This is a genomic window from Rhizobium sp. Root708 (genome assembly GCF_001429725.1).
Taxonomy (GTDB): domain Bacteria; phylum Pseudomonadota; class Alphaproteobacteria; order Rhizobiales; family Rhizobiaceae; genus Rhizobium.
Genome location: NZ_LMHV01000004.1, coordinates 192,116 through 215,570, shown reverse-complemented (window position 1 = coordinate 215,570; position 23,455 = coordinate 192,116). Strand labels below are relative to the sequence as shown.

Here is a 23,455-nt window from a genome sequence, read left to right as displayed (position 1 = left end):
CTCGAACCTACGACCCGCTGATTAAGAGTAACCGAATTTACAGGGCATGCGCTGGTAATGCTGGAAAGTGGTTTCCAATGTACCCTACAAATACCGCCTGAAACCCCGTGAACGAATCGTGAATTGGAAACCCCTGTGGAGACCGTTGTAGCACCCTATCAGCCCCACTACAAATGGCGCCGAACGAAGCTCGACGAGAAGGACACGCCCACCGATTACTGGAGCGTCTGATAACATTGCTCGTGAAAGAACCGTCACTGTAAGAAGGAATTTTATGGCACGAATAGTAGACAGCCCCTTCTCCCACATTGATAAAGAGGTTGGAGGCAGAATTCGCGCTAGGCGCAGGGTACTCGGGCTTTCGCAGACCGTGCTAGCTGAACGTATTGGCGTGACTTACCAACAGCTTCAAAAATACGAAAACGGGAAAAACCGCATTGGCTCGAGTCGCCTTCAAGCGATCGCGCAGGCCCTGGGTACGACGCCCGCCGAGCTTTTCGGCAATATAGGCGCAAGGGGCGGCGCTGTGCCTGAATTCGATCAGATAAATCAATTCGTGGGATGGGCAGAAGGGCTCGCACTCAACCGTGCCTTCGCAAGGATCAACGACGACAAGGTCCGGAGGTCAATTCTAGGACTGATCACGAGCCTGTCCAAAGACGGCGCTGCTCAGACCTAGACCCCGTAAGGTGCCACGACGCTTTAAGTCTGAGGGAGACTAGCGCCGTGGCGTGCCAGTTTTGGGGTTGGCGTTGAAGACCTAGGGCGGGGTCCGTGCAGGGTCAAGAGCAGACCGTGACCGTCACTCAGGTGGTTCATCTTCCCAGATGAACTCCCACCCCTGTCCAAGCGGCGCGCGTACCAGGTCATAGTTTGCGTTGAACCTTTCGAGCAGCGCGGCGTCCACTTCCATGCCCCAATCCGCCGCCTCCCAACCGAGCTTCAGGACGACATACATTCTGAAGTCCCTGATCTCGAACGGACGAAACAGGTCTTGCCGCATCCGTTCGACGAATGGGCCGGTCAATTCCACAACCTGCTTTTCGATTTCATCCATGCACTGGTTATAGCTCGTAGACCGCCGCATTGTCCTGCTTCTCGCGCAATCCCTTGTAGGAAGCGTGCCGTAGCTTACCGTCATGCGTCCAGGCTCTGTACTCGATCTCCGCGATGATGGTCGGCTGCACCCACACGAGATCCTTGCGTCGGCCGCCGCACTTGATGGGTGCGTCTTTCGCTTGATCCGATCGAGGGGCTTGGGGAGATGGGCGGCGACACTTTCGCTGGATCCAGTGCCGATGTATCCGGCCGCCTTGGCGCAATCGAGCCGATCAGGCGGCCTAAAGGATGTAAATCAGGCATTAAGGAGCGGGATAGTCAAACCGACCACGACCACTAAACCTGCCAAAAGGACCGATGTTTCAATAACGAAGATTACTGTCTGACGCGCAGAGAAGCCCGGAAAAAGTGTTTTCATAGTTCAGCCCCGTTGGATCTTTTTTTCTACAGGGCGACCATAGCAGGAAATTTAGCGAATATTTTTTTAATTTCGTATTGCCTAATTTAAGCGCTTTAACTCACTCCGACGGAAGCGGCGGCCTGAAGATGGAAGGCGGAAGCGTTCCCGAACTGCATCACCGACCGAAGACGGCCATTGCGACTCGACGAATCACGTCGGCAAAGGTGACGCCCAGAACCATACCGCCGATGCCTATGACGCCTAGCGCCCCGACACCCATTAGTTTCCAGCGCTTAACGTCGTCGGTGACCGGCCTCATTTCGGTAACGTCCTCCTGGACGGCAGCCGTTGTGAGTTCGACCTTGCTGACCCGGTCGACAATCTCATCCATCCGCCGGTGCATCGAAGCGCGGCTAGCGTCAGACTTCTCTTCTGATCTCCGAACGCCCTCAAGGATCATATCGACCTTGTCCGTTAGCATGCCAATTTCACGGTGCATCGTACCTTCATCCGTTGGCGTCAATTCCCCTGCCCCTTCAATGCGCATGCCCCTGCAATGTTCAGTCTAGTGCTCGGAAGGTCCGAACTTGGTTTGGACGCTGTCGTAAAAAGTCGAGCAGCGGTCAGTTCTGGCGGAGCGGATGGGAATCCGGCTCCTGACCCGTACGACACGCAGCGTCATCCCGACACCTGCGGGCGAGCGTCTACTCGGGAGCCTAGGTCCCAGATTCGAAGACATCGATCGGGAGCTTCAGGCGGTGACGGAATATCGTGACAAGCCGGCGGGCGTCGTCAGGCTGACGGCGATCGACTACGCGATCGACACCGTCCTGTGGCCGAAGCTGTCGAAGGTTCTTTCCAACTACCCGGACATCAAAGTCGAGATCATCACCGACTACGGGTTGACCGACATCGTGAGCGAGCGGTTCGACGCAGGCGTGCGTCTCGGTCAGACGATCGCGAGCGGCATGGTCGCAGTGAGGATAGCACCCGATCAGGCCTTCGCCGTCGTCGGCGCGCCTTACTATTTCGAAAGCCGTGAGAGGCCAGTCGTCCCGCAAGATCTGACATCTCACGACTGCATCAGCCTGCGGCTTCCGACCCACGGCGGCAACTATGCCTGGGAGTTCGAAAAAGGAAGCGAAGAATTCCGGGTCCGCGTCGAAGGCCAACTGACATTCAATGGAATAAGGCAGGTCCTTGCGGCCTGTCTTGATGGATACGGATTAGCGTACATGCCGGAGGATCTCGCGCAGCCTCATGTCGACCGCGGAAGTCTGCTTCGAGTCCTTCAGGACTGGACACCGCCCTGGACTGGCTACCATCTGTACTACCCTTCGCGACGGCAGCACTCGCCGGCCTTCTCGGTCGTACTCGATGCGTTGCAGCATGGTTCTTGATCATCAGCTACAGCTTTCATAGGTAGAGAGCTGGACCACCGAGGTTCGTCTTCAGTAATCACCACCGTCCATCCCCGTAAAAGAGCGTATCCATCGTGTCGAAATCTATTCGCGCGGCGGCTCCGATCTCAACGTCGATGATCGATCCGGCATGACGGACGACGACCTCGCGCGCACCGACGTCGCCGCCCAGCTCAAGAAGCTCTGTAAACAGCCTGGACGGAAACACGACGGGATGTCCGGCCCGACCGCCGGGATTCGCCCCGATGATCGAGCGTCCTCCCTCTTTCCGGAAGGCAATAAGAAGTGCAAGATCGCCGCATGTGAGGTCGGGCATGTCGGCCAGACATAGCATAACGCCGACAGCCCCCCGCACGCTAGGGGCGATCGAGCTTGCCATTCCAGGCGCGAAGTCGGGATTGTGGATGACACGGGAAGATCGCCGACCGCGTCCCGGATCTCGTCATCAAGATAGCCTGTGACGACCAGCACGTCTGTACAGCCAGAATCGGTCGCCACTTCGGACAAGCGACAACCTTCCAGACGTCGCGAGCAGCTTATGAAACGTTCCGGTACGCTGAGATCTGCCGGCGGCGTGGACGATCGCGATAACCTTATTGTCTTCGCTCATGCGTAGGCGGCCAGTCTGGAAGCGGCGACGTCGGCAAGGACTGACAACGCCAGCGACGTCGCGTCCCTGGTCGGCTCGAACAATCCGATAGGCGCTTTGATGCGGTCTATCTCGACATTGGAGAAACCTGCGCGCGTCAGGCGTTCCATACGCTTGCGATGGGTGCGCGTGCTTCCAAGCGCGCCAAGTAAAAGGCGCTCGAATCCATCGCATGCTACAGGATCCGCCGCTTCGACGCATCCTCCGGAAACGTAGCCGCAGAAGCTACCATCGGCCGACACGGCGACGTGCGACCCGAAGGAGCGGGCGGCGCCGCCCCGGATTTCGACAAGCGTTGCGAGCGCTGCGCCGCCTTGCCGAAAAGACGCGAGGGCGAACTCCAGAATCTCGAGCGGATCGTCGGTGGTAGACGATCTCGCGGGCGCCTGCATCTGCTTCATGTCCTACATCACGTTCATTGAACTTGTCCCGTCGAAGTCATATCTCGCGAACATGGTCACGCCACGTCCGGTAGGCCGCCGATGAGCTTATCGAGGGTCATCGGATAGTCTCGAAGACGTATACCTGTCGCGTTGTGGATGGCGTTGGCAATTGCAGCCGAGACGCCGCACAGCCCGAGTTCACCGATGCCTTTGGCCTTCATCGGAGACGACATCGGATCCGTCTCGTCCATAAAGACGACCTCTTGGTGAGGGATGTCGGCATGGACCGGAACCTCGTAGCCTGCGAGGTCGTGGTTGACGAAGAAGCCGCGGCGGGTGTCCACGGCAAGTTCTTCGGAGAGTGCGAGACCCGCGCCCATCGTCATCGCGCCAATCACCTGGCTGCGGGCCGTGATCGGATTGAGAATGCGGCCGGCTGCGCAGACGGCAAGCATGCGCCGGATGCGGCTTTCCCCGGTCGCCACGTCGACGCCGACTTCGACGAAATGCGCTCCGAAAGTCGACTGCTGGTGGCTCTCGGACAGCTTCTCCCACTCGACCTTGTCCTCTGCCACAAGTCCTTCGGCCCCCGCCACCTCGGCAAGTGGAACAGAGCGGGTGCCGGAGCGAACAAGACCGCCTTCGAACGCGACATCCTCCTCGTTGAAACCGAGCTTCCTGACGATGGCTTCCCGAAGCTTGACGCAGGCCGCATAGACGCCCGTCGTCGAACAGTTCGCTCCGAACTGACCGCCTGAGCCCGCGGACACCGGAAAGCGGGAATCTCCGAGCTGGACGGCGACCTTGTCGATCGGAAGGCCCATCATTTCCGCAGCCGTCTGGGCGATGATCGTATAGCTGCCGGTTCCTATATCGGTCATGTCGGTTTCGACCGTGACGATGCCTTCCCTGTCCAGTCGGACGCGAGCGCCCGAGGGAATGAGGAGGTTATTGCGGAATGCGGCGGCGACACCGAGACCGATCATCCAGTTGCCTTCGCGACGTGATCCTGGACGACCTCGTCCATTCCAGCCGAAGCGTTCCGCCCCAAGCTTGAGACAGCCGATCAGATCGCGACGGGAGAACGGACGCTCGGGCTTTTCCGGATCGACCTGCGTGTCGTTCAGAATTCGAAACTGCACCGGGTCGATGCCGAGCTTTTCGGCCATTTCGTCCATGGCGATTTCGAGCGCCATCAGTCCCGGCGCTTCTCCGGGGGCGCGCATGGCGTTGCCTTCGGGCAGATCCAACGTCGCCAGTCGCATTGCAGTCATTCGATTTTCGCCGGCGTAAAGAAGTCGTGTCTGCATGGCCGCCGTCTCGAGCTGGCCGTCGGGTTGATCTCCCGACCAGCTCTCGTGCGCGATCGCCGTGATCGTACCGTCGCGGCCGGCACCGATGCGGAGACGTTGGATCGTCGCGGGACGGTGGGTCGTGTTGTTGACCAGAAACGGCCTCGGCAGGGCGACCTTGACAGGACGTTTCGCTTCCTTGGCGGCAAACGCCGCGAGCACCGCATCCGCGCGAAGGAACAGCTTGCCGCCGAAACCGCCGCCGATGAACGGTGACATTAGGTGAATCTTCTCCTTCTCGACCCCGAGCGTGGTCGCAAGATCAGACCTCCACCAGTCGATCATCTGGCTGGATGTCCAGACGGTCAGTTCGTCACCGTCCCAGGCGGCGATGGAAGCATGCGGCTCCATCATTGAATGCGACTGGTCCGGCGTCGTGTAGGTCTCATCCAAGGTCACCTCGGCAGACTGGAATGCACCCTCGAAATCCCCGACGGCTGTATCGGGTGGAGCACCGCCCGCATCTTTCGGCTTGACAGCCGAACCCCTCGCTTGAGCGAGATCATACGCCCCATTTTCTTCAGCATAATCGACCTTCACCAGTGTGGCGGCGGCTCGGGCCTCTTCAAACGTTTCGGCGACGACAACGGCGATCGCCTGATGGTAATGCTGGATCTCGTGGCCACCGAAAAGTTTCGCGGTATTGAACTTGCCCTTCTCGCGCTTGCCGACGTCGAGCGTCGTCACCACGGCTAGCACGCCGGGCGCGCGTCTGGCGGCGTCGACGTTCATCGAGGTGATGCGGCCCTTGGCGATGGTCGATCCGACGGGATAGCCATATGCATAGGGCATGTTCGGATCATGCCACTCATAGGCGTATATTGCCCGTCCGGTCGTCTTGAGCTGGCCGTCTATGCGATGGATTGGCTGGCCCACGACCTTGAGCTGGTCGATCGGGTTGGCACTTGCTGGCGTGTCGAACTTCATGAGGGTCAGCCTCTCGCTTCTGCGATCACGGCGCCGAGCGTGCGCTCGACGAGATCGACTTTGAATTTGTTCTGTTCGGTGGGACGTGCGTCGGCGAGGATAACTGCAGCGGTGGCCTTCGCACCCTGGGGAAGCTCGGCATCCGCAGCATTGACGCGCCACGGCTTGTGAGCGACGCCTCCAACAGCCACGCGCCCGGTTCCGTCCGGGTGGATAACCGCGCCGACAGAGACCAGAGCGAAGGCGTAGGATGCTCGGTCGCGGACCTTGCGGTAGATGTGCTTGCCGCCAACCGGGGATGGCAGGACGACCGCGGTGATGAGTTCGCCCTTCTCCAGCACCGTCTCAATCTCAGGCGTGTCGCCTGGCAGGCGATGGAAATCTTCGATTTGGATCGAGCGGCGAGCCCCATCTGGTTTGACCGTTTCGACGACTGCATCAAGTGCGCGCATTGCAATCGCCATGTCGCTGGGATGCGTGGCGATGCAGGCGTCGCTGACCCCGACCACGGCGTGTTGGCGACTGAAGCCGGCGATGGCGGAACAGCCGCTTCCTGGAGAACGCTTATTGCAGGGCTGGGCAGTGTCATAGAAATACGGACAGCGCGTCCGCTGGAGGAGGTTTCCGGCAGTGGTAGCCTTGTTGCGAAGTTGGCCGGACGCGCCCGCGAGCAAGGCGCGCGAGAGAACCCCGTAATCGCGGCGGACCGTAATGTCTGCAGCAAGGTCCGTGTTACGCACGAGAGCCCCGATGCGAAGACCGCCCGCTGGCGTTTTCTCGATCTTGTCAAATGCCAGTCCGTTCACGTCGATCAGGTGGGACGGAGTCTCGATTTCGAGTTTCATCAGGTCGAGCAGGTTGGTGCCACCGGCGATAAACTTTGCCTCGGGGTTCGATGCCGCGGCCTTGGCTGCAGCCTCGACGGAGAAGGCCTTTTCGTACGTGAAGGCTTTCATGATTTTGTCCCCGCGACTTCAACGATGGCCTCGACGATGTTGGAATACGCCCCGCAGCGACAGATATTTCCGCTCATGCGCTCCCGGATTTCCGCTTCGCTGATCGACGTCTGCGCGTTGAGATCGCCGGTGACGTGGCTCGGGATGTTCGCCTTGATCTCTTCGAGCACTGCCACAGAGGAACAAATCTGTCCGGGCGTACAGTATCCGCACTGGAAACCGTCGTGTTTGACGAAGGCTGCCTGCATCGGGTGAAGGTTGCCAGGCTGCCCGAGCCCTTCGATCGTCGTCACTTGGTCGCCATCGTGCATGATTGCGAGAGAAAGACAGGAGTTGATCCGCCGACCATCGACCATCACCGTGCAGGCTCCGCACTGACCGTGGTCACAGCCCTTCTTCGTCCCGGTCAGGTGCAGATGCTCGCGCAGCGCGTCGAGAAGGCTTGTGCGATTGTCGACTTCGAGGTCACGGACCTCGCCGTTGACTTTCAAGGATACGCTTGATGTGTGGCCCATAGTGGCTCCTCCGGACTGCACTGTCGCCGCCTTGGCGACGCCGGTCACCGCAACTGTTGCGGCCGAGGAGATAAGTAAGTTCCGGCGTGAAAGTTCAAATTGACTGGTGCCTGGCATGGTCAGCTCCGTTTTATGTCGCTGCCGCCTTCGATGAAAAGACGGCGCATGGTTTTAGAACCTAGCGTTTGCTGTCGATGCGGTTAGGGGGGGCCCGCTTTATACTCTTATGAAAAAAACTCAGGAATTAGGGACGAAGAGCGGTAAGCTGAATACGCGACACTCCTGCCGGATCCCGGCATCGAGCGGTGCAGGCGTGTCGACCTCCCCGGACGTGCCTATCGCCTCGTATCCGAACCGGGAGGTCGACATGCCTTACCCTGCCCTAGCTCAAAGCTTGCGCGTGCCCAGCCACTTCACTTTCTCCGGATCGCGATGGTCGAAGAAACTGCTGGTCTTCTGATCGAGCGCGCTGATCGAGGCGACATCGTCCCGGTCGAGCTCGAAGTCGAAAACCGAGAAATTCTCGGCCATACGTTCTTTCCGCACGGACTTCGGTATCGCGACGATATTGCGCTGGATCAGCCACCGAAGCACGACCTGTGCAACACTCTTGCCGTGCTTCTTGCCGATCGACTGCAGAAGCTCGTTCGTGAACAGGCCGTTCTTCCCTTCCGCGAATGGACCCCAAGCCTCGGGCTGCACACCGTATTCCTGGAGGATCTTCTGCGCGTCATCCTGGTGATGGAATGGATGGATCTCGATCTGGTTGACTGCCGGTGCGACCTTGTTGTGGAGCACGAAATCCACCAGACGGTCGGGATAAAAGTTGCTGACCCCGATCGCGCGGATGCGGCCGGCTTCGTACAACTCCTCCATCGCGCGCCAGGCTCCATAGACGTCGCCGTAGGGCTGATGAATGAGCCAGAGGTCGAGATAGTCGAGCTGCAGTTTGTTCAACGATCGTTCGAAAGCGGCCTTGGCCCCTTCATATGTCGCGTCCTCGATCCAGAGCTTCGTCGTAACGAACAGGTCCTTTCGATCAATGCCGTGGTTGCGGATCGCGGCGCCGACCGCTTCTTCATTGCCGTAGGAGGTCGCGGTATCGAGCAGGCGGTAGCCGACGTCGATCGCATCTCGGACGCTGCGCTCGCACTCGGCGGGATCGGGAACCTGGAATACGCCGAACCCCAGGATCGGCATTTGGAGACCGTTGTTCAGGGTAACAGTGGGTACGGTGGTGGTCATTTTCATATCCTTTGTATGGACTAGAGCTCGTGCTCCGGGCTTATTTTCCAACGCGTGCCTGAAGGTGCGCTGGGTATCTGTCTCCGACGATGTCGATCTTCGCGATGGCATCGGCGATTTCGGAAGCGTCGCTGGCGGTGAGTTCGATCGAGGCGGCGCCAAGGTTTTCCTCCAGGCGGTGCAGCTTGGTGGTGCCGGGGATCGGCACGATCCAATCCTTCTGGGCCAGCAGCCACGCGAGCGCGATCTGGGCGGGTGTGACGCCCTTGGCTTCGGCGATCTGGGTCAGAGCCGCAACGAGCGCCTGGTTCGCCTTGAGGTTCTCTGCCTGGAAGCGGGGAACCACACTGCGGAAGTCGCCGGGACCAAAGGTCGCCGTTTCGTCAATCTTGCCCGTCAGGAATCCCTTGCCGAGTGGGCTGAATGGTACGAAGCCAATACCTAGTTCCTCCAGCGTTGGGATGATCTCCTTCTCGGGCTCGCGCCAGAACAGCGAGTACTCGCTCTGGAGCGCGGTCACCGGCTGCACGGCATGAGCCTTGCGGATGGTCTGAGCGCCAGCTTCAGACATGCCAAAATGCTTGACCTTGCCTTCCGCGATGAGGTCTTTGACGGTTCCGGCGACATCCTCGATCGGCACGTTCGGATCAACGCGGTGCTGGTATAGAAGATCAATCACATCCGTTCGCAGCCGCTTCAGCGACCCCTCGACGGATTGGCGGATGTAGGCGGGCTGGCTGTTCCTGTGCTGGCCGCCATCCGGGCTCGGGAGTTCGAAGCCGAACTTGGTGGCGATCACGACCTTCTCCCGGATCGGTTGGAGGGCCTCTCCGACGACGTCCTCGTTTGTGAACGGGCCGTAGACCTGCGCCGTGTCGAAGAAGGTCACGCCGCGGTCATGTGCCGCCCGAATGAGCGCAACGGCATCCTTTGTGTCAGTCGCCGCTCCATAGCCGTGGCTGAGACCCATGCATCCGAGGCCGAGCGTCGATACCCCCAGCGTTCCGATAGTTCGTTTCTTCATGGTCCTTCTCCTTGATCAGGCCGCGCATTCGTTCGGCGCGACGTCTTCCTGGGACTGAGACTGCCGCCGTGCGGCAGGAACGATGGTTAGGAGCGAGATCACCAGTGTTGCGATCAGCATGACGGTGCCTGCGTCGAACGCATGGGAAACGCGATACGCTGTCAGGTCGGCTCCGCTAAGGCCATTCGATCCAATGGCGGCAATGGCTATGAGAACGCCGAGGCCAACCGAGCTGCCGATCTGGTGGGCAACGTTCACCGCCCCGGAGGCTGCTCCGGCGTCGGCATGGTCAACCCGTGCGACGCCTGATGATGTCAATGGACTGAGCGTCAGGCCCTGGCTGATGCCGATCAAAACCATCGGTAGCGCCACCGTTGTCCAGTAGTTGGAACCTACACCCGCGCGGCTGAGCCATGCCATGGCGACGATGCCGATCAGCATCCCCACGATAAGGACGGCATTCCGGCCGAAGCGCCTGATGAGGCGTGGTACGATAACCGCGACCGGGACATGCAGCATCGTGGCGGGCACGAAGGCAAGACCCGCCAGTGCCGGACGCAAACCCGCGACCTGCTGCAGATACAGCGTCGTGAAGAAGAAGAAGCCGACCATGGCACTGATGTAGAGCATGCGGGCACCATAGGCGCCCGAGCGCTCGATGTCAGAGAACAGGCGAAGTGGCAGGATCGGCTGCTTCGCACCGCGCTCGATCAACACGAATGCTCCAAGCATGATGAATGCGGCGACCAGCGTTGCGAGCGTTATGACGTCCCATCCAGCCTGTGCGGAGCGGATGAATCCGTAGACGAAAGCGGCCATACCCAGCGTCGAGGCCACTGCACCAGGCAGATCGAACACTCCGGGGCGCTTGTTCGTCTCCTGGATGTAGATGCGGGCAGCGATGACAGTGGCGATGCCGATCGGCAGATTGATCAGGAAGCCGACGCGCCAGGAGAGCCAGTCGGCGAGCAGTCCGCCAACGACGAGACCCACTGTCGCGGATACGCCCGCTGCGGCGCTGTACAACGAGACGGCTCGGACACGTTCCTCGCCTTCGTCGAACGTGGTCTGCAGGAGAGCGAGTGTCGTTGGCGCGAGGATCGCGGATCCTAGGCCTTGGATCGCACGCCACGACAGCATCCACGCCGACGATTGCGAGGCTCCGATTGCAACGGAGGCGACGGTGAAGATCGTCATGCCGACAACGAACATCCGACGGCGGCCGAGTATGTCCCCGGCCCGTGCGCCGAGGAGAAGGAAGCCACCGAAGGTCAGCGTGTAGGCGCTCTGCACCCAGGCAAGCCCGGCATCCGTGAAGCCCAGTTCGTTATGGATCTTCGGCAGGCCCGTCAGGACCACCGAGATGTCGAGCACGATCATCACGTAGCTGATGAGGATGATCGCAAGGATCGCTGTCTTGTTCGATGGCGAGGTAGCTGTGTTTGCGTCAGACATTGCAGTCCCATTGACTTGCTTGCTTGACCGTCCTCCACGGCAAGCTGCGTTGCGATGACGGAAAGATAGCTCTTGCTCACCATATCGATTAGGGGCAGTAATCGGGATGAAGCTATAAGGATGTCTAATGAATGCCGCAGGAGAACTTCAACGATCTGCTCGCCTTCGTGACGGTCGCCCGCGAAGAGAGTTTCACGCGAGCAGCGGTGAAGCTCGGAGTTTCGCAGTCGGCGCTTAGCCAGACCGTCCGGGGACTTGAAGAGCGGTTGGGCCTTCGTTTGCTGACACGGACAACACGGCGCGTGTCTCCAACGGCGGCGGGTGAGCGTCTCCTCCAGACGGCTGGGCCGCGCTTCGAGGAGATACAGGCAGAGCTTGCTGCCCTCACCGAGATGCGTGACAAGCCAGCGGGAACGGTCAGGATCACGGCCGGAGAGCACGCGGCGATCTCGGTTCTCGCGCCCGCGCTCGACAAGTTCCTGCCCGACAATCCGGACGTCAATGTCGAGATCACCGTCGACTACGGCCTGACCGATATCGTTGCGGAGCGCTACGATGCGGGCGTCCGGCTCGGCGAGCAACTTGCCAAGGACATGATCGCGATCAAGATCGGACCAGAGATGCGCATGGCCGTCGTCGGCGCTCCGTCCTACTTCCGCCAGCACCCGTGGCCTGAAGTCCCCCAGGATCTCACCGCCCACAACTGCATCCAGATGCGCATGCCGACGCATGGCAACATCCTGCAGTGGGAATTCGAGAAGGACGGCCATGAACTGAACGTCCGCGTCGAAGGACAAATGGTGTTCAACAACATCGCGATGCGTCTCGACGCTGTCCGGCGTGGTCTGGGTCTTGCCTACATGCCAGACGATCTGGTGGCCGAGGATCTCGCCAAGGGCACTCTCATCCGTGTTCTCGAAGACTGGTGCGCACCGTTTCCCGGATATCACCTCTACTATCCGAACCGTCGCCACGCTTCCCCCGCATTCCAGCTCGTCGTCGACGCGCTCAGGTACAGAGGTTGAAGATGAATTGATAAGGAGGACTAATACCCTCAATCGGAAATGCGTCCCTAATCATCTGAATGGTGCTCCGGTAATCTCTTGCCAGTTCAATGTTAGAAGGCAGGTACCGAACATGTTTGCCAGAGCACTATCCGCCGTTTCGCTTTCCGTGCTGCTACTCTCATCGGGGCCAGCCGGCGCCCAGGTCGCTTCGAAGCAGGAGCCGCTGACAATTCAGGAGCAAGGAAGCTTCGCCGTTGGCGGCACCGTGTCGAGCACGCCGGGAACCTTCGACAACAATGCTCCCACCTCAGCAGGGCAAACCCTGCATGGCGATCACGCCTACGTGTCCTATCAGATCCCGTCGAACCCCAAGCCCTTGCCGATCGTGATGCTCCACGGCGCCTTCCAGTCGGCCCGAAGCTGGGAGACGACGCCCGATGGGCGCGAAGGCTTCCAGAACATCTTCCTTCGTCGCGGTTATCCGGTCTACCTCGTCGACCAGCCGCGCCGCGGGCGCGCAGGCAATAGCACCGTCGCGACGACGATCGAGCCGACGCCATACGACCAGCTTTTCTTCGATCAGTTCCGAATCGGCAAGTGGCCGAACTACTTCGGAAACGTCCAGTTCTCCCGCGACCCTGCGGCACTTGATCAGTTCTTCCGCTCCGTGACGCCCAACACCGGGCCTTTCGACGCCAACGTGATCTCTGATGCCATGTCCGCGCTGTTCGACAAGACAGGTCCGGGGATCCTGTTCACCCATTCGCAGGCTGGCGGCCCCGGCTGGCTGACGGCGATCAAAAATCCGAACGTCAAGGCTATCGTCGCGCTAGAGCCAGGAAGCGGTTTCATCTTCCCGGAAGGAGAGGTTCCGGCCGACATGCCCAGCGCCGCCGGAACCCTCAAGGGCGAAGCGGTGCCCGTCGCCGATTTCGAAAAGCTGACCAAGCTGCCGATCGCGATCTACTACGGTGACAATTTCCCGACCGAGCCGACGGCCGAACGCGGCCAGGACAACTGGCGTGTGCGGCTCGCGATGGCGAAGCTTTGGGTCGATGCGGTAAACAAGCACGGCGGCGACGCCACGCTCATTCACCTGCCTGACATAGGCATCAAGGGCGGCACGCACTTCCTGATGTCAGACCTGAACAACGTCGAGATCGTCGACCAGATCTCCAAGTTCCTGGCGGAAAAGAAGCTGGACTGATCGCTTGAGACGCTCGAGGTTGTCGCGACGAAAGACGCCCGTCGCGTCCTCCCGTGTCACATTGGCAGGCGCACAAGATTTCGAACGATTCCCCGGCGAATACGTTATGAAGGCTCGAAGACCATCACCGGGCCTCCAGGACCTATCTCGCGGTATCAACATGTCCGACCAGCACCTTGAATCGATCATTATAAGACCCGCAGTACGAGCCGATGCCACAGTCCTCGGATCCTACGGCGCCGCGCTGATGTCGCTTCACAACAAGTGGGATCCAGCCCGGTTCATTCCCGCCGGGCCAACCACCCCAGACAGATACGCTTCGTGGCTCGCGAGCCAGGTTGTCCGCGAGGATCTCGTCGTCCTCGTAGCGGAGGATCGGAATTCCATCATCGGTTATGTTTACGGTGCGCTGGAGGGCGCCGACTACATGGCTCTCCGAGGTCCTGCGGGAGTTCTTCACGACATTTTCGTTGATCCGCAGAGACGCAGGGAAGGTGTCGGCAGACGCTTGCTCGAACAGGCCATCACGATGCTTGCAGGAAAAGGCGCTCCGCGGATCGTCCTTTCAACCGCCTTCAACAACAAGGGCGCTCAAGCTTTGTTCGACCGGATGGGTTTCCGAGCGACAATGGTCGAAATGACGAGAGACTTCGAGTGAACGGACATTCCGCCATCGGCGTGCGATCAAGCATGGCCTCTTTCTAGCTCAACCAACCGAAGCCTTTCATACGGCTACGCGCAGCCCGGCCGCGTCTGTCATCCGGCGGAAGGTCGCGGGATTTTATTCCATCACAGCTTATCAAGTCGACGTGATTAATAAGGAGCCCTAATAGGCTCTAGCGGCACTAGCCGTCTAATCGCCCGCGCCGCGAACAGCTATCTTCTCTCCGACATCATCGAACACCGAACGTTAGGAGCCGAACATGACGGAAGTCATCGACAGCAGACGACGCGAGTTTCTCGGCGCGACCGCGCTGATCATATCAGGTGCCATCATAGGAGTTCCAGCAATGACCACCATCGAAGCTGTGGCAGCCGACTACAGGCAGAACCCATTCACACTCGTCTACGACGGTGCGATCACCAAGAACGAGCCGGGCAAGGTGAACATCCACCCCGTGACCTACAAGCTCAACAATCTCGATATCGTGGCGAACGTCTATACGCCCGCCGGCTACGATCCTGGCAAGAAATATCCGACGATCGTGCTCGCCCATCCCAACGGTGGCGTGAAGGAGCAGACGACTGGTCTATATGCGCAGCGGCTTGCGGAGCGGGGCTTCATCACGATAACCGCCGACGCCGCCTATCAAGGTGGAAGCGGAGGAGCGCCGCGCAGCACCGACAAGCCTCAGTATCGCATCGAGGACATCCATGGGATGGCGGATTTCATCAGCAGTTTCCCTGGTGTCGATACCGCTCGCCTCGGCCTATTCGGCATCTGCGGCGGCGGTGGCTATTCGCTGGCTGCGGCAAAGACCGACAAGCGTTTCAAGGCGGTCGCGACACTAAGCATGTTCAACTCCGGGCGCGTGCGGCGCAACGGCTTCCAGGACTCGCAGATGGACACGATCCAGAAGCGGCTGCAGCAGGCCTCCGCGGCTCGAGCCCAGGAAGCCTCAGGCGGCGAAGTGCTCTATGCCGGCGACGCCAACCTGACGGACGCGCAGATCGATGCGCTACCCTTCGATCTCTATCGTCAGGGCTACCGCTACTACTGGCGGACCAACGCTCACCCCGGCTCGACCTTCAAATACACGATGAGCAGCCTGATGGACTTGATGCGCTGGGACGCAACCGACGAGATCGGCCTCATCGACGTGCCCCTCCTGATGATCGCGGGCACCGCCGCCGACACCCTCTACATGACCGAAGACGCGTTCCCCAAGGTCACGGGCACGAAGGACAAGGAACTGTTCAAGATCGAGGGTGCCAAGCACATCGAGACCTACTGGGTTCCCGAGTATGTGGATGCGGCGCTGGGCAAGCTCGCACCGTTCTTCGACCGGACGCTGGTCTGAGGAGGAAGCGATGCCGCGCAACCTGTTCCTGAACGCGTTTCTTTCAATCGGCATCGTCTTGGCGGCGCTCCCGGGGATCGCATGCGCACAGACGGCCAATGCACAGAAGGATAAGCCGATGACCTCTCGTGCCCAACAGCTTATGGGCGACACGGCCCCGAAACTGGCCGAACTGACCGATGACGTACTCTACAAGGATATCTGGGAGCGACCCGGCCTGTCCAAGCGGGACCGGAGCCTGGTGACGATTTCGGCCCTGATCGCGCTCAACCGTCCCGATCAGCTTAAGTCGCACGTTCGCCTCGGTCTGCAGAACGGTCTCACCAAGGATGAGATCGTCGAGACGATCACGCACATGGCTTTCTACTCCGGATGGCCGAGCGCCGTTTCGTCGGTGGCCATTGCCAAGGAGGTCTTCGCCGAATGATCGAGAAAAAACCAACAGTGGCTTCTGCAATAGCGGCCGCGGCGCTCGTGTCTGCGTCGTCCGCGTTGGCAAGCGAAGCGATCACAATAACTCACGCCGGATCGCAACCAGCGATCGTCGGAGCCCCAGATAAGTTCACCGGATCCGTCAGGGTCATGGACAACTTCAAGGCAACGGCGCCCGCGACGGTGGGCGGTGCGACCGTCACTTTCGAACCTGGCGCGCGCACCGCGTGGCACAGCCATCCTCTTGGCCAGACGCTCATCGTGACAACAGGAGTGGGCGTCGTCCAGATGTGGCAAGGGCGGCAGCAGGAGATCCGATCCGGTGACACCGTTTGGATCCCGCCTGGCGTGAAGCACTGGCACGGCGCATCTCCGGGGAATGGAATGACGCACATCGCCTTCTCGGAATCCTTGGACGGCAAGTCAGTCGACTGGCTTGAGCTCGTCAACGACGCCGAATACTCCTCTCAAGCAGCGGAACGTCAGCAATGATGCGCATAAGCTCTCGTCTGCCTATCCTCGTGGCAGTGGCATGCGGCATCGTCATGATCGGCCGACAGGTCGATGCCGAGCCAACCAAGGCCACGATGCCCGACATCAGCAAGCTCGTTCACTACACCACGGTGACCCGCGGCGAGGTCACTGAACACATCATGACGACGCGCGAAGCGATCGAGGCCGTGAAAGCGGGCAAACCTGTCCCAAATGGCACGCATTTCGCGCTCGTCGACTACCGTGAGGGAAAGGTCTTCCGCTACTTCATCATGGAAAAGGGTGCCGGATGGGGCGAGGAATACGACGAGAACCGCCGCACTGGTGACTGGCAGTTCCAATGGTTCAAGCCGGATGGAACGATCAATGCCGCAGAGAATACCGCTCGCTGCCAGAGCTGCCACAGTTCCCGCGCCGACCGTGAGTTCCTTTACACCTTCAACGACATCCGGCGTTTCGAATTCGAATGATGACGCTGCGGACCCGTCTCCTCCTCGACTTTGCGGGCCTTGCTCTTGTGGTCCTGTGCCTTGCCTACTGGTGGCTCGGTAATCTGTCGCACGAACTGTTTGGCACCGCGCTTTTTGGCCTCGTGATCGTCCACAACGTCTTCAACAGGCTCTGGTACCCGAATGTCGCGCGGAACCTTGGTGACGGCCCGAGACTGCTGAACGGAGCCACCATAGCGTGCCTTGCCACGGCAATGACGATCATGCTGGTCACCAGTGTGCTGATCTCGCGTGATCTCTTTCCATTCCTATCTCTGGATGGAGCATTTGCCGTCCGCGAGATCCACATGTTCGCCGCCTACTGGCTGCTAATGATCCTGGCCTTGCACCTCGGCACCCGATGGGCGGTGGTGATGAACGTGTTTCGCAGCGTCTTCGGCATGGAAGGGCCAAACGTCTTTCGGTCGGCTGCGCTCCGCCTCCTCACTTTCGCCGCCGCTGCTTGGGGCGTTCACAGCACCGTTGAAATGGGCTTCGGATCCAAGCTGATGCTGACCTACACGCTCGACATGTGGGACTTCAACGAGTCTGCCTTCGGGTTTTTCCTCAACTACGGCTCGATCGTCTGTCTGTACGCTGCGCTGACGCACTACGTGATGTCGATGCTGAGACGGCGCAAGAGTGGCGGTGGTTCGGGGGCTATCCGCACGTCGCGCCCGCAGACGGCGCCTGACAATCAACAAGAGGGAATGAGATGAGAGAGAAAACGGGAATGCAGATCAATCGCCGCAATCTTCTGCTGGCAGCCGGTGGCGTCGCTGCAACGGCCCAATCAGGAACCGCTCTGGCTCAAACATCGGCACCGTCAGCCTCCTCCGTAACGACCTCGTCGGCCATAGGGCGGCGCAAGCTTGGATCGCTGGAGGTTTCGAGTTTGGGACTTGGGGTCCAGAACATGAGCCGCACCTACCAGCAGACCATTCCGACGCGGGCAGAGATGCACAACATCATCCGTTCGGCGTTCGACCACGGCCTGACATTCTACGACGCGGCTGAAGCCTATGGTCCGCTGGAGGTCGAGCGAATCCTTGGAGAGGGCGTCGAACCGTTCCGTGACCAGATCGTGATCGCGACCAAGTTCGGGTGGAACATCGACCCCGAAACAGGCGAGCGCAAACCCGGACTGAACAGTCGGCCGGAGCACATCAAAGTGGCGGTCGATGCGATGCTGAAGCGGCTTCGTACCGACCGGATCGACCTCCTGTACCAGCACCGCGTCGATCCGCAGGTCCCGATCGAGGATGTTGCTGGAGCGATCAAGGACTTGATGGACCAGGGAAAGGTGCTGCACTGGGGCCTTTGCGAAATGGGACTGCAGACGCTGCGGCGCGCGCATGCGGCGGTTCCCCTCACGGCCGTCCAGAGCGAATACTCGATGCTTTGGCGGGGGCCAGAAAAGACCGCGATCCCTGTCTGCGAAGAACTGGGTATCGGCTTCGTGCCATGGAGTCCTCTAGGCGTCGGCTTCCTGAACGGCGCGATTGACCCCAAGACGACCTTCGCGAACGGTGACATCCGCGGCATCGAGGGACGCTTCGCGCCGGAAAACTTGCCGCACAATCTGGCGCTCGTCGAACTCCTCAAGAAATGGGCAGAACGAAAGCAAGCACGACTTGGGCAGATCGCCTTGGCATGGCTGCTCGCTCAAAAGCCTTGGATCGTGCCTATCCCTGGCACGACACAGATGGCGCACATGATCGAAAACGTTGGAGCCCCCGGTATCTCTTTTACTTCGGCGGAACTGGCCGATCTGAACGCCTCGCTTGCTGCGATCGAAATCAGAGGCGCGAGACTACCTGATGTTGTGCAGGCGTTTTCAGATGTCGAGGCTCCTGCGAAGGGCTAACCTGACGGTATCGGCTTGCTGTAATCCAGGAACGAGCACATGCTGGAAGGGAGCGGACAACGATCTTAGACGCGCGGGCGGGTCACATGCATCGCGATTCCTGGAGCGCAGCCCGCAGCTCGGTCGACGACCTGTCAATGTCGATCGTCGCATTTAGCCGCGTCCGAGCGCGGCTATTTAAAACCGAAGCGTTTGCAACAAAGCTCTCGGGCCGGGCTGCCCCGCTTCATCGGTAGCTTGGCTGGCGGTAAACCACCTGGTTGCTCGCACGTCCCTATCCGGAAAATCCTCGGCGACGGACTGAATCTCAAGCGCATAGACGGTGACCTTGTAGCGCTTGGCGGGCGTGTCTTTAAAGTAGACATAACTGCCAACGGGCCGGGAAGAGATCGCCCCACGGCTTCCAGCCTCCTCAAACGCGTCTCGCGCGGCTGCCACTTGGGAAGTCTCTCCAGGTTCGATGTGGCCTTTTGGAAGGCCCCAACCACCGTTGCGACGACTGGAGATCAAAAGAATTCGTGGAGCAAGCCCGTTCGATCGGGATATGCAAATTGCCCCGGCTTGCTCGACATCCTGGATGTCGACCTTCAGCGGCGTCCTGGTCTCCAGAGCATCTTGCAGCATGGCAATTCCTCGGGCTTCAACGGGCGGCGGTACTTTTACTCCTGCCAGCCACACGACCAACGTGGTCACATAGACTTAAGGGGCTCAGGACGGAGAAAGGTCGTGATGGCCACCAAAGCGCCGGGCAACCGCCAGCAGGAGCTTTCGCAGTTCGGGCTCGCGGACATGCCGGGCCGCCTCGGCCGGCTTCATCCAGATGACATTGCGCTCAGCCATCTCCGGGAACCGCTTTTTACGCCTCCGCACCTTGATGAGATACACGGAAACCAACGGCTCGATCTCGCGACCATCCGACAGGATTTTCACGTAGCGGAACTCACCAAACACCTTCCGTTTGACTTTGCCAACCACTCCAGCCTCCTCCCACGCCTCGCGCTCGGCCACCTCCTGTGGGGTGAGCCCATCGATTGGCCAGCCTTTCGGGATCATCCAGCGTCTCGTGTCGCGGGTGGTGATCATCAGCACTTCGGGACCATCGGCCTGCGAGCGCATGCATATGGCGCCAATCTGTTGCGATTGGGGTTGGGACGGCTGTTGCGGATCGCTTGTTGGTTTTTCCATTTATTCCCCGTCGATCTAAACGCAAAACAAACGGAGCAGATCGGGGTTCCGCTCGATCGCTGCTTCAGTGATCGTCAAGCGAGGTGTCGTCATAACTGTTTCGCGTATCGACGGCGATCTGTTAAAGCTCGGTCACTCAATCGGTCCTGGCCTCGCGACCGTTCGACGGTCTCTGCAACCCGAGCTATCTCGGCCATTGTCTTCTCTTTCATCGAATCCTCCGCGCCGGGACCTTACCCAGCAGTTCGGAAGCGATCGACACTTTGTTTGTGAAAGTTTTTTGACAGCCGGGCGGTCGGCTATCGCCAGAAGCGCTTGATATCGAGGACTTCATCCACCGCAGCCTGGGCTTTCCCAAGCAATGCCGACTTGTCGCGATGGGAGACAACGGTGTCCTTGGCGGGATGATCGGCAAGGCCATGCTTCTCCAGGACCTCCGGGCCTGTCGCGAGATCGTTGAGCGCACCCAGTTCGTCCTGCAGCGCCTCCATGGCAGCGAGGAATTTCTTGTGCCGTCGCGCGCCGCGCTTGTCGTCGAAGAGCGACGCGAAGAACTCGGAAGCATATCTGAATTTCTTCGCATCCTTGCGAACCTCGTGCCTGTGCTCGTCGTCGGCCTTCGCAAGTGCGCTGCCATCCTTCTTAAGGCGCTTGCGTTGCTTCTCTAGTACGCGGACCGCGAAGTCCTGCCCGCTGGGTATGTCCGCCGATACCGATCCGTTGCCGGGAAGATGGTCGCCGCATTCCAGCCAATTGACGAGGTCGAGCATCAGGGCGCGCGTGCGCGAGGAGTCCAAAGCTTCGATGGCATCGCGGTAGGTGGCCGCACGCGCCGTCTTCAGTTTGGAGATCAGATCGGTGTCGGATGCCTTGGCGAAGAGAACGTCCACGTTGCGTGCCTCGCCAAGGACCGCAGCGAGCCAGCGAAGTTCCTGGTTCAGTCTTTGAGGTTCATCACCTGGCAGGACGGCCTTGAACAACGAGAGGGCGGATCGGAAGCGGCGCAGAGCCACCCTGGTCTGGTGAAGGGCTTCGGGGTTTCGGTGCTGGCGCAGAATATCTTCGTTGAGCCGGAACTGGCGAACGCAAGAGAGCGCAATCGCCTTGAATGCCGCAGCCGCGTTCATGCTCTGCTCAAGGTGGACTGGCTCCGCCTTGACCACCTTCTTCTGGGCATCGGCAAGAACGAAGCCGCGCTCGGCCTTTGACCGCACACCGAACCGGAAGTTGGCGACAGCATCCATCTTCCGGGCGAAAACGAACAAGTCGCTGGGGCTTCCCTCTTTCAGCTCGATCTCGGCTTCCCGGATTGGAGAACGGCGGTCGCCGGAGATAGCAGCACCCTCATCGAGGACAACCTCTATGCGCGACCCATTCTCCACCACGTTCCAGAGCCTTCTGGTGATCACGACGTCGAACACAGGCTCAAGCTTCAGATCGCCACCGAACTCTCCAGTCAGCGGACTTGTGTGATCGAGGACAGGCTCGTCGCCTTCGAGGGGCGTTTCCCATTCGGATCTTGCAAACAGCGATCTGCTGGGCCCGGTCGCCTTGACGGTCTGCGTCCTGGTGCCGCCGACCTGCCTGATGCGCACGGTGTAGCCTTCCTTCCAGAGCATGCGGTCGGCGGTATCGAAATAGGTGGATCGCTGATCGAGTACCTTGTCGGGATCGCCAAAAAGATCGGAACCCATGAGGGTGTCGAGGGCTTCCTGTGACAGGTCGAGTTTGATTTCGGTTTCGGACGACAAGATGAACTCCGGCTGCTAGAGGAACCAACTCAACGCGAACCAGACTGTCATAGTTCGATGCTACAGCAATCTGATGAAATACGGGAAGAAATCGAAAAGCAGCCATGCTCTCTGACGATCAATCCAACTCGGCAATCCCAACCGCCGCCCGCGACATCCAGCAAGCTGGCGCGATCTGCTACCGCAGAAACGGAAGTGGGCAGCTCCGTGTCCTTCTCGTGGGAAGCCGCCGGAATGGACGATGGGGTGTCCCCAAAGGGCATCTCGATCCCGGGGAGACAACCTCCCAGGCAGCCGGTCGGGAATCCTTCGAGGAAGCGGGCGTCGTCGGGGACGTCGAGACGACGATCTTCGGTTCGTTCAGCTACCACAAAGACAGCTCGCCCCATCATTACCATGTCACTGTCCATCTCCTTCAGGTTGCCGAGGCTCAACTTGATTTTCCCGAGAAGGGCACGCGAAAGCAGAAATGGTTCCCCTTGAAAGTCGCGATCCGCGATGCTGCCCAGCCCGGCCTGAGAGCTCTGCTCTCCAGGCTTGAGGGCACACAGCTTTGAAGCTCGGCTTCACCAGATCGCTGACGCGGCTGTTGAAGACGCAGCGCAAGGCTGCACACTTGCTGGAGAAGGCATGGAGCCCCGTCCGCCGGAAGCCATCAAGGCCGGAGCGACCGACGCTCCAGACAATCACGGCCTTTGGCAGCAACCCCGCCCGGCTGGTGATGAAGACCTACGTGCCTTCCACCCTGCCGAACAAGCCTGCTCTTGTGGTGGTGCTTCATGGCTGCCGCCAGACACCGGAGAGCATGGATGGCGCTAGCGGCTTTTCGAAGCTGGCAAAGGATCGAGGGTTCGTTCTGCTCTATCCGGAGCAAACTCATTCGAACAATCCTCAGCGATGCTTCAACTGGTTTCGCCCGAGCGAGGTGGCTCGTGATCGCGGTGAGTTGCTTTCCATCAAGCAGATGATTGATCATGCCCTGAAACGACATCGAGCCGATCGGGCGCGGGTCTACATCGTCGGTCTGTCTGCTGGCGGCGCGATGACGGGCGCACTGGTCGCCAACTATCCAGACATGTTCGCGGGTGCCGCCATCGTCGCTGGAATGCCGGTTGGCGCTGTGCGCGATGCGATGTCAGCCCTGCGTGCGATGAAATCGGGCGCCTCGCCACCCGCGGCTGGATGGGGCGCAAGGATACATGAAATTTCGCCCGATCGCCGCGCCTGGCCTCCGATCAGCATTTGGCAGGGGATAGCAGATCGCACCGTGAACCCGGCTAATGCCCTGGCCTGCGTCGATCAATGGGTCGAAGCAAGTGGTCTCGAGCGAGGCGCTAGCCGTGCCGAGAAGAAGGCGTGGGGCCAGTTGTCCACCTGGGGCGCCGGCGGACGCCAGGTTTCGCTCTACTCCATCGACGGCATGGGGCATGGTCTTCCTGTCAAGGAAAGCAGTTCGGCCCGGTCGAGATCGACGGACCCGTTTGTGCTGGGAGCGGGTATCTCGGCCCCCGCCGAACTGATGCGCTTGTGGCATCTAGTAAGGCGTTAGGGCAAGACTTTCCAACAATCTGGTTAAGGCGCTTTCGTCGGTGGATTCAAAAAGCAGTTCCAGTTGGCGA

The 23,455-nt window shown here is 59.9% G+C and carries 26 protein-coding genes and 1 pseudogene; 13 read left to right on the top strand and 14 right to left on the bottom strand.

Going from position 1 to position 23,455, the window contains the following annotated elements:
- Positions 1–274: 274 nt before the first annotated feature.
- A complete protein-coding gene (locus tag ASE04_RS05135; protein WP_056813004.1) occupies positions 275–679 on the top strand; it encodes a helix-turn-helix domain-containing protein in 405 nt (134 codons plus the stop codon).
- Between the two features lie 123 nt (positions 680–802).
- Here ASE04_RS05135 and ASE04_RS05130 read toward each other — a convergent pair whose 3' ends face one another.
- The 3 genes from ASE04_RS05130 to ASE04_RS05125 form a co-directional block, all read right to left on the bottom strand.
- Positions 803–1,057 (bottom strand): hypothetical protein, encoded by a 255-nt coding sequence (locus ASE04_RS05130; protein WP_056813001.1) that lies wholly within the window; start codon positions 1,055–1,057, stop codon positions 803–805.
- Positions 1,058–1,064: 7 nt separating this feature from the next.
- Complete coding sequence (locus tag ASE04_RS32020) at positions 1,065–1,187, bottom strand: ATP dependent DNA ligase (RefSeq protein ID WP_338012484.1); 123 nt, start codon at positions 1,185–1,187, stop codon at positions 1,065–1,067.
- A gap of 447 nt (positions 1,188–1,634) precedes the next feature.
- A complete protein-coding gene (locus ASE04_RS05125; protein WP_082597258.1) occupies positions 1,635–1,958 on the bottom strand; it encodes a DUF1515 family protein in 324 nt (107 codons plus the stop codon).
- A 130-nt stretch (positions 1,959–2,088) separates the two neighbouring features.
- On the opposite strand from ASE04_RS05125, the pseudogene ASE04_RS05120 reads away from it, so the two are divergent.
- Positions 2,089–2,859, top strand: a pseudogene (locus ASE04_RS05120) (LysR family transcriptional regulator); the annotation flags it as partial.
- Between the two features lie 58 nt (positions 2,860–2,917).
- Here the strand turns inward: ASE04_RS05120 and ASE04_RS05115 are convergent.
- The 8 genes from ASE04_RS05115 to ASE04_RS05080 form a co-directional block, all read right to left on the bottom strand.
- A complete protein-coding gene (locus ASE04_RS05115) occupies positions 2,918–3,286 on the bottom strand; it encodes a nucleotidyltransferase family protein (RefSeq protein ID WP_274533863.1) in 369 nt (122 codons plus the stop codon).
- 200 nt (positions 3,287–3,486) lie between these two features.
- The gene (locus ASE04_RS05110) at positions 3,487–3,930 is read right to left on the bottom strand and encodes an XdhC family protein (protein ID WP_056812990.1); all 444 of its coding nucleotides are present in this window, start codon (positions 3,928–3,930) and stop codon (positions 3,487–3,489) included.
- Between the two features lie 56 nt (positions 3,931–3,986).
- Positions 3,987–6,191, bottom strand: coding sequence for an aldehyde oxidoreductase molybdenum-binding subunit PaoC (paoC, locus tag ASE04_RS05105; RefSeq protein WP_056812987.1), 2,205 nt, complete (start codon positions 6,189–6,191; stop codon positions 3,987–3,989).
- 5 nt (positions 6,192–6,196) lie between these two features.
- Complete coding sequence (locus ASE04_RS05100; protein ID WP_056812983.1) at positions 6,197–7,147, bottom strand: FAD binding domain-containing protein; 951 nt, start codon at positions 7,145–7,147, stop codon at positions 6,197–6,199.
- A complete protein-coding gene (gene paoA, locus ASE04_RS05095; protein ID WP_056812980.1) occupies positions 7,144–7,779 on the bottom strand; it encodes an aldehyde dehydrogenase iron-sulfur subunit PaoA in 636 nt (211 codons plus the stop codon). The genes ASE04_RS05100 and paoA overlap by 4 nt, the downstream gene beginning before the upstream one ends.
- A 270-nt stretch (positions 7,780–8,049) precedes the next feature.
- Entirely contained in the window at positions 8,050–8,907 is an 858-nt protein-coding gene (locus ASE04_RS05090) for an aldo/keto reductase (protein WP_056813172.1), read from the bottom strand.
- Positions 8,908–8,947: 40 nt separating this feature from the next.
- Positions 8,948–9,931 (bottom strand): aldo/keto reductase, encoded by a 984-nt coding sequence (locus tag ASE04_RS05085; protein WP_056812977.1) that lies wholly within the window; start codon positions 9,929–9,931, stop codon positions 8,948–8,950.
- A gap of 15 nt (positions 9,932–9,946) precedes the next feature.
- Positions 9,947–11,386, bottom strand: coding sequence for an MFS transporter (locus ASE04_RS05080; RefSeq protein WP_056812974.1), 1,440 nt, complete (start codon positions 11,384–11,386; stop codon positions 9,947–9,949).
- Positions 11,387–11,517: 131 nt separating this feature from the next.
- Here ASE04_RS05080 and ASE04_RS05075 point away from each other — a divergent pair, with 131 nt between their 5' ends.
- From ASE04_RS05075 to ASE04_RS05035, 9 genes are all read left to right on the top strand, one after another.
- On the top strand, positions 11,518–12,411 hold the full coding sequence (locus tag ASE04_RS05075) for a LysR family transcriptional regulator (RefSeq protein WP_056812971.1): 894 nt from the start codon (positions 11,518–11,520) through the stop codon (positions 12,409–12,411).
- A 112-nt stretch (positions 12,412–12,523) separates the two neighbouring features.
- Positions 12,524–13,600 (top strand): alpha/beta hydrolase, encoded by a 1,077-nt coding sequence (locus tag ASE04_RS05070; protein WP_056812968.1) that lies wholly within the window; start codon positions 12,524–12,526, stop codon positions 13,598–13,600.
- 160 nt (positions 13,601–13,760) lie between these two features.
- Complete coding sequence (locus tag ASE04_RS05065; RefSeq protein WP_056813170.1) at positions 13,761–14,258, top strand: GNAT family N-acetyltransferase; 498 nt, start codon at positions 13,761–13,763, stop codon at positions 14,256–14,258.
- 352 nt (positions 14,259–14,610) lie between these two features.
- Positions 14,611–15,621: an alpha/beta hydrolase gene (locus tag ASE04_RS05060; RefSeq protein WP_244490342.1), complete on the top strand. Its 1,011-nt coding sequence runs from the start codon at positions 14,611–14,613 to the stop codon at positions 15,619–15,621.
- Between the two features lie 10 nt (positions 15,622–15,631).
- The gene (locus ASE04_RS05055; RefSeq protein WP_056812963.1) at positions 15,632–16,048 is read left to right on the top strand and encodes a carboxymuconolactone decarboxylase family protein; all 417 of its coding nucleotides are present in this window, start codon (positions 15,632–15,634) and stop codon (positions 16,046–16,048) included.
- The gene (locus ASE04_RS05050) at positions 16,045–16,545 is read left to right on the top strand and encodes a (R)-mandelonitrile lyase (protein WP_056812960.1); all 501 of its coding nucleotides are present in this window, start codon (positions 16,045–16,047) and stop codon (positions 16,543–16,545) included. The genes ASE04_RS05055 and ASE04_RS05050 overlap by 4 nt, the downstream gene beginning before the upstream one ends.
- On the top strand, positions 16,545–17,015 hold the full coding sequence (locus ASE04_RS05045; protein WP_443216844.1) for a cytochrome P460 family protein: 471 nt from the start codon (positions 16,545–16,547) through the stop codon (positions 17,013–17,015). The genes ASE04_RS05050 and ASE04_RS05045 overlap by 1 nt, the downstream gene beginning before the upstream one ends.
- The gene (locus ASE04_RS05040; RefSeq protein ID WP_056812954.1) at positions 17,012–17,752 is read left to right on the top strand and encodes a DUF4405 domain-containing protein; all 741 of its coding nucleotides are present in this window, start codon (positions 17,012–17,014) and stop codon (positions 17,750–17,752) included. Before ASE04_RS05045 ends, ASE04_RS05040 begins: the two co-directional genes overlap by 4 nt.
- Positions 17,749–18,900 (top strand): aldo/keto reductase, encoded by a 1,152-nt coding sequence (locus ASE04_RS05035; RefSeq protein WP_056812949.1) that lies wholly within the window; start codon positions 17,749–17,751, stop codon positions 18,898–18,900. The genes ASE04_RS05040 and ASE04_RS05035 overlap by 4 nt, the downstream gene beginning before the upstream one ends.
- 177 nt (positions 18,901–19,077) lie before the next feature.
- Here the strand turns inward: ASE04_RS05035 and ASE04_RS05030 are convergent, their stop codons facing one another.
- From ASE04_RS05030 to ASE04_RS05020, 3 genes are all read right to left on the bottom strand, one after another.
- The gene (locus ASE04_RS05030) at positions 19,078–19,524 is read right to left on the bottom strand and encodes an NUDIX hydrolase (RefSeq protein WP_056812944.1); all 447 of its coding nucleotides are present in this window, start codon (positions 19,522–19,524) and stop codon (positions 19,078–19,080) included.
- An 84-nt stretch (positions 19,525–19,608) separates the two neighbouring features.
- Positions 19,609–20,085, bottom strand: coding sequence for an NUDIX hydrolase (locus ASE04_RS05025; RefSeq protein ID WP_056812940.1), 477 nt, complete (start codon positions 20,083–20,085; stop codon positions 19,609–19,611).
- A 299-nt stretch (positions 20,086–20,384) separates the two neighbouring features.
- On the bottom strand, positions 20,385–21,836 hold the full coding sequence (locus ASE04_RS05020; RefSeq protein WP_056812938.1) for a CYTH and CHAD domain-containing protein: 1,452 nt from the start codon (positions 21,834–21,836) through the stop codon (positions 20,385–20,387).
- Positions 21,837–21,940: 104 nt separating this feature from the next.
- Here ASE04_RS05020 and ASE04_RS05015 point away from each other — a divergent pair, with 104 nt between their 5' ends.
- Positions 21,941–22,393, top strand: coding sequence for an NUDIX hydrolase (locus tag ASE04_RS05015; RefSeq protein ID WP_056812935.1), 453 nt, complete (start codon positions 21,941–21,943; stop codon positions 22,391–22,393).
- Positions 22,390–23,385: an extracellular catalytic domain type 1 short-chain-length polyhydroxyalkanoate depolymerase gene (locus tag ASE04_RS05010; RefSeq protein ID WP_056812933.1), complete on the top strand. Its 996-nt coding sequence runs from the start codon at positions 22,390–22,392 to the stop codon at positions 23,383–23,385. The genes ASE04_RS05015 and ASE04_RS05010 overlap by 4 nt, the downstream gene beginning before the upstream one ends.
- The last annotated feature ends 70 nt before the right edge of the window (positions 23,386–23,455 follow it).

Bases quoted from the DNA above. Each gene is read 5' to 3' on its own strand.
- ASE04_RS05080 (WP_056812974.1), bottom strand. From the start codon at position 11,386: ATGTCTGACGCAAACACAGCTACCTCGCCATCGAACAAGACAGCGATC.
- ASE04_RS05070 (WP_056812968.1), top strand. From the start codon at position 12,524: ATGTTTGCCAGAGCACTATCCGCCGTTTCGCTTTCCGTGCTGCTACTC.
- ASE04_RS05015 (WP_056812935.1), top strand. From the start codon at position 21,941: ATGCTCTCTGACGATCAATCCAACTCGGCAATCCCAACCGCCGCCCGC.
- ASE04_RS05125 (WP_082597258.1), bottom strand. From the start codon at position 1,958: ATGCACCGTGAAATTGGCATGCTAACGGACAAGGTCGATATGATCCTT.
- ASE04_RS05135 (WP_056813004.1), top strand. From the start codon at position 275: ATGGCACGAATAGTAGACAGCCCCTTCTCCCACATTGATAAAGAGGTT.
- paoA (WP_056812980.1), bottom strand. From the start codon at position 7,779: ATGCCAGGCACCAGTCAATTTGAACTTTCACGCCGGAACTTACTTATC.
- ASE04_RS05025 (WP_056812940.1), bottom strand. From the start codon at position 20,085: ATGGAAAAACCAACAAGCGATCCGCAACAGCCGTCCCAACCCCAATCG.
- ASE04_RS05085 (WP_056812977.1), bottom strand. From the start codon at position 9,931: ATGAAGAAACGAACTATCGGAACGCTGGGGGTATCGACGCTCGGCCTC.
- ASE04_RS05055 (WP_056812963.1), top strand. From the start codon at position 15,632: ATGCCGCGCAACCTGTTCCTGAACGCGTTTCTTTCAATCGGCATCGTC.
- ASE04_RS05100 (WP_056812983.1), bottom strand. From the start codon at position 7,147: ATGAAAGCCTTCACGTACGAAAAGGCCTTCTCCGTCGAGGCTGCAGCC.
- paoC (WP_056812987.1), bottom strand. From the start codon at position 6,191: ATGAAGTTCGACACGCCAGCAAGTGCCAACCCGATCGACCAGCTCAAG.
- ASE04_RS05075 (WP_056812971.1), top strand. From the start codon at position 11,518: ATGCCGCAGGAGAACTTCAACGATCTGCTCGCCTTCGTGACGGTCGCC.
- ASE04_RS05035 (WP_056812949.1), top strand. From the start codon at position 17,749: ATGAGAGAGAAAACGGGAATGCAGATCAATCGCCGCAATCTTCTGCTG.
- ASE04_RS05040 (WP_056812954.1), top strand. From the start codon at position 17,012: ATGATGACGCTGCGGACCCGTCTCCTCCTCGACTTTGCGGGCCTTGCT.
- ASE04_RS05110 (WP_056812990.1), bottom strand. From the start codon at position 3,930: ATGAAGCAGATGCAGGCGCCCGCGAGATCGTCTACCACCGACGATCCG.
- ASE04_RS05030 (WP_056812944.1), bottom strand. From the start codon at position 19,524: ATGCTGCAAGATGCTCTGGAGACCAGGACGCCGCTGAAGGTCGACATC.
- ASE04_RS05045 (WP_443216844.1), top strand. From the start codon at position 16,545: ATGCGCATAAGCTCTCGTCTGCCTATCCTCGTGGCAGTGGCATGCGGC.
- ASE04_RS05090 (WP_056813172.1), bottom strand. From the start codon at position 8,907: ATGACCACCACCGTACCCACTGTTACCCTGAACAACGGTCTCCAAATG.
- ASE04_RS05065 (WP_056813170.1), top strand. From the start codon at position 13,761: ATGTCCGACCAGCACCTTGAATCGATCATTATAAGACCCGCAGTACGA.
- ASE04_RS05050 (WP_056812960.1), top strand. From the start codon at position 16,045: ATGATCGAGAAAAAACCAACAGTGGCTTCTGCAATAGCGGCCGCGGCG.
- ASE04_RS05130 (WP_056813001.1), bottom strand. From the start codon at position 1,057: ATGGATGAAATCGAAAAGCAGGTTGTGGAATTGACCGGCCCATTCGTC.
- ASE04_RS05060 (WP_244490342.1), top strand. From the start codon at position 14,611: ATGACCACCATCGAAGCTGTGGCAGCCGACTACAGGCAGAACCCATTC.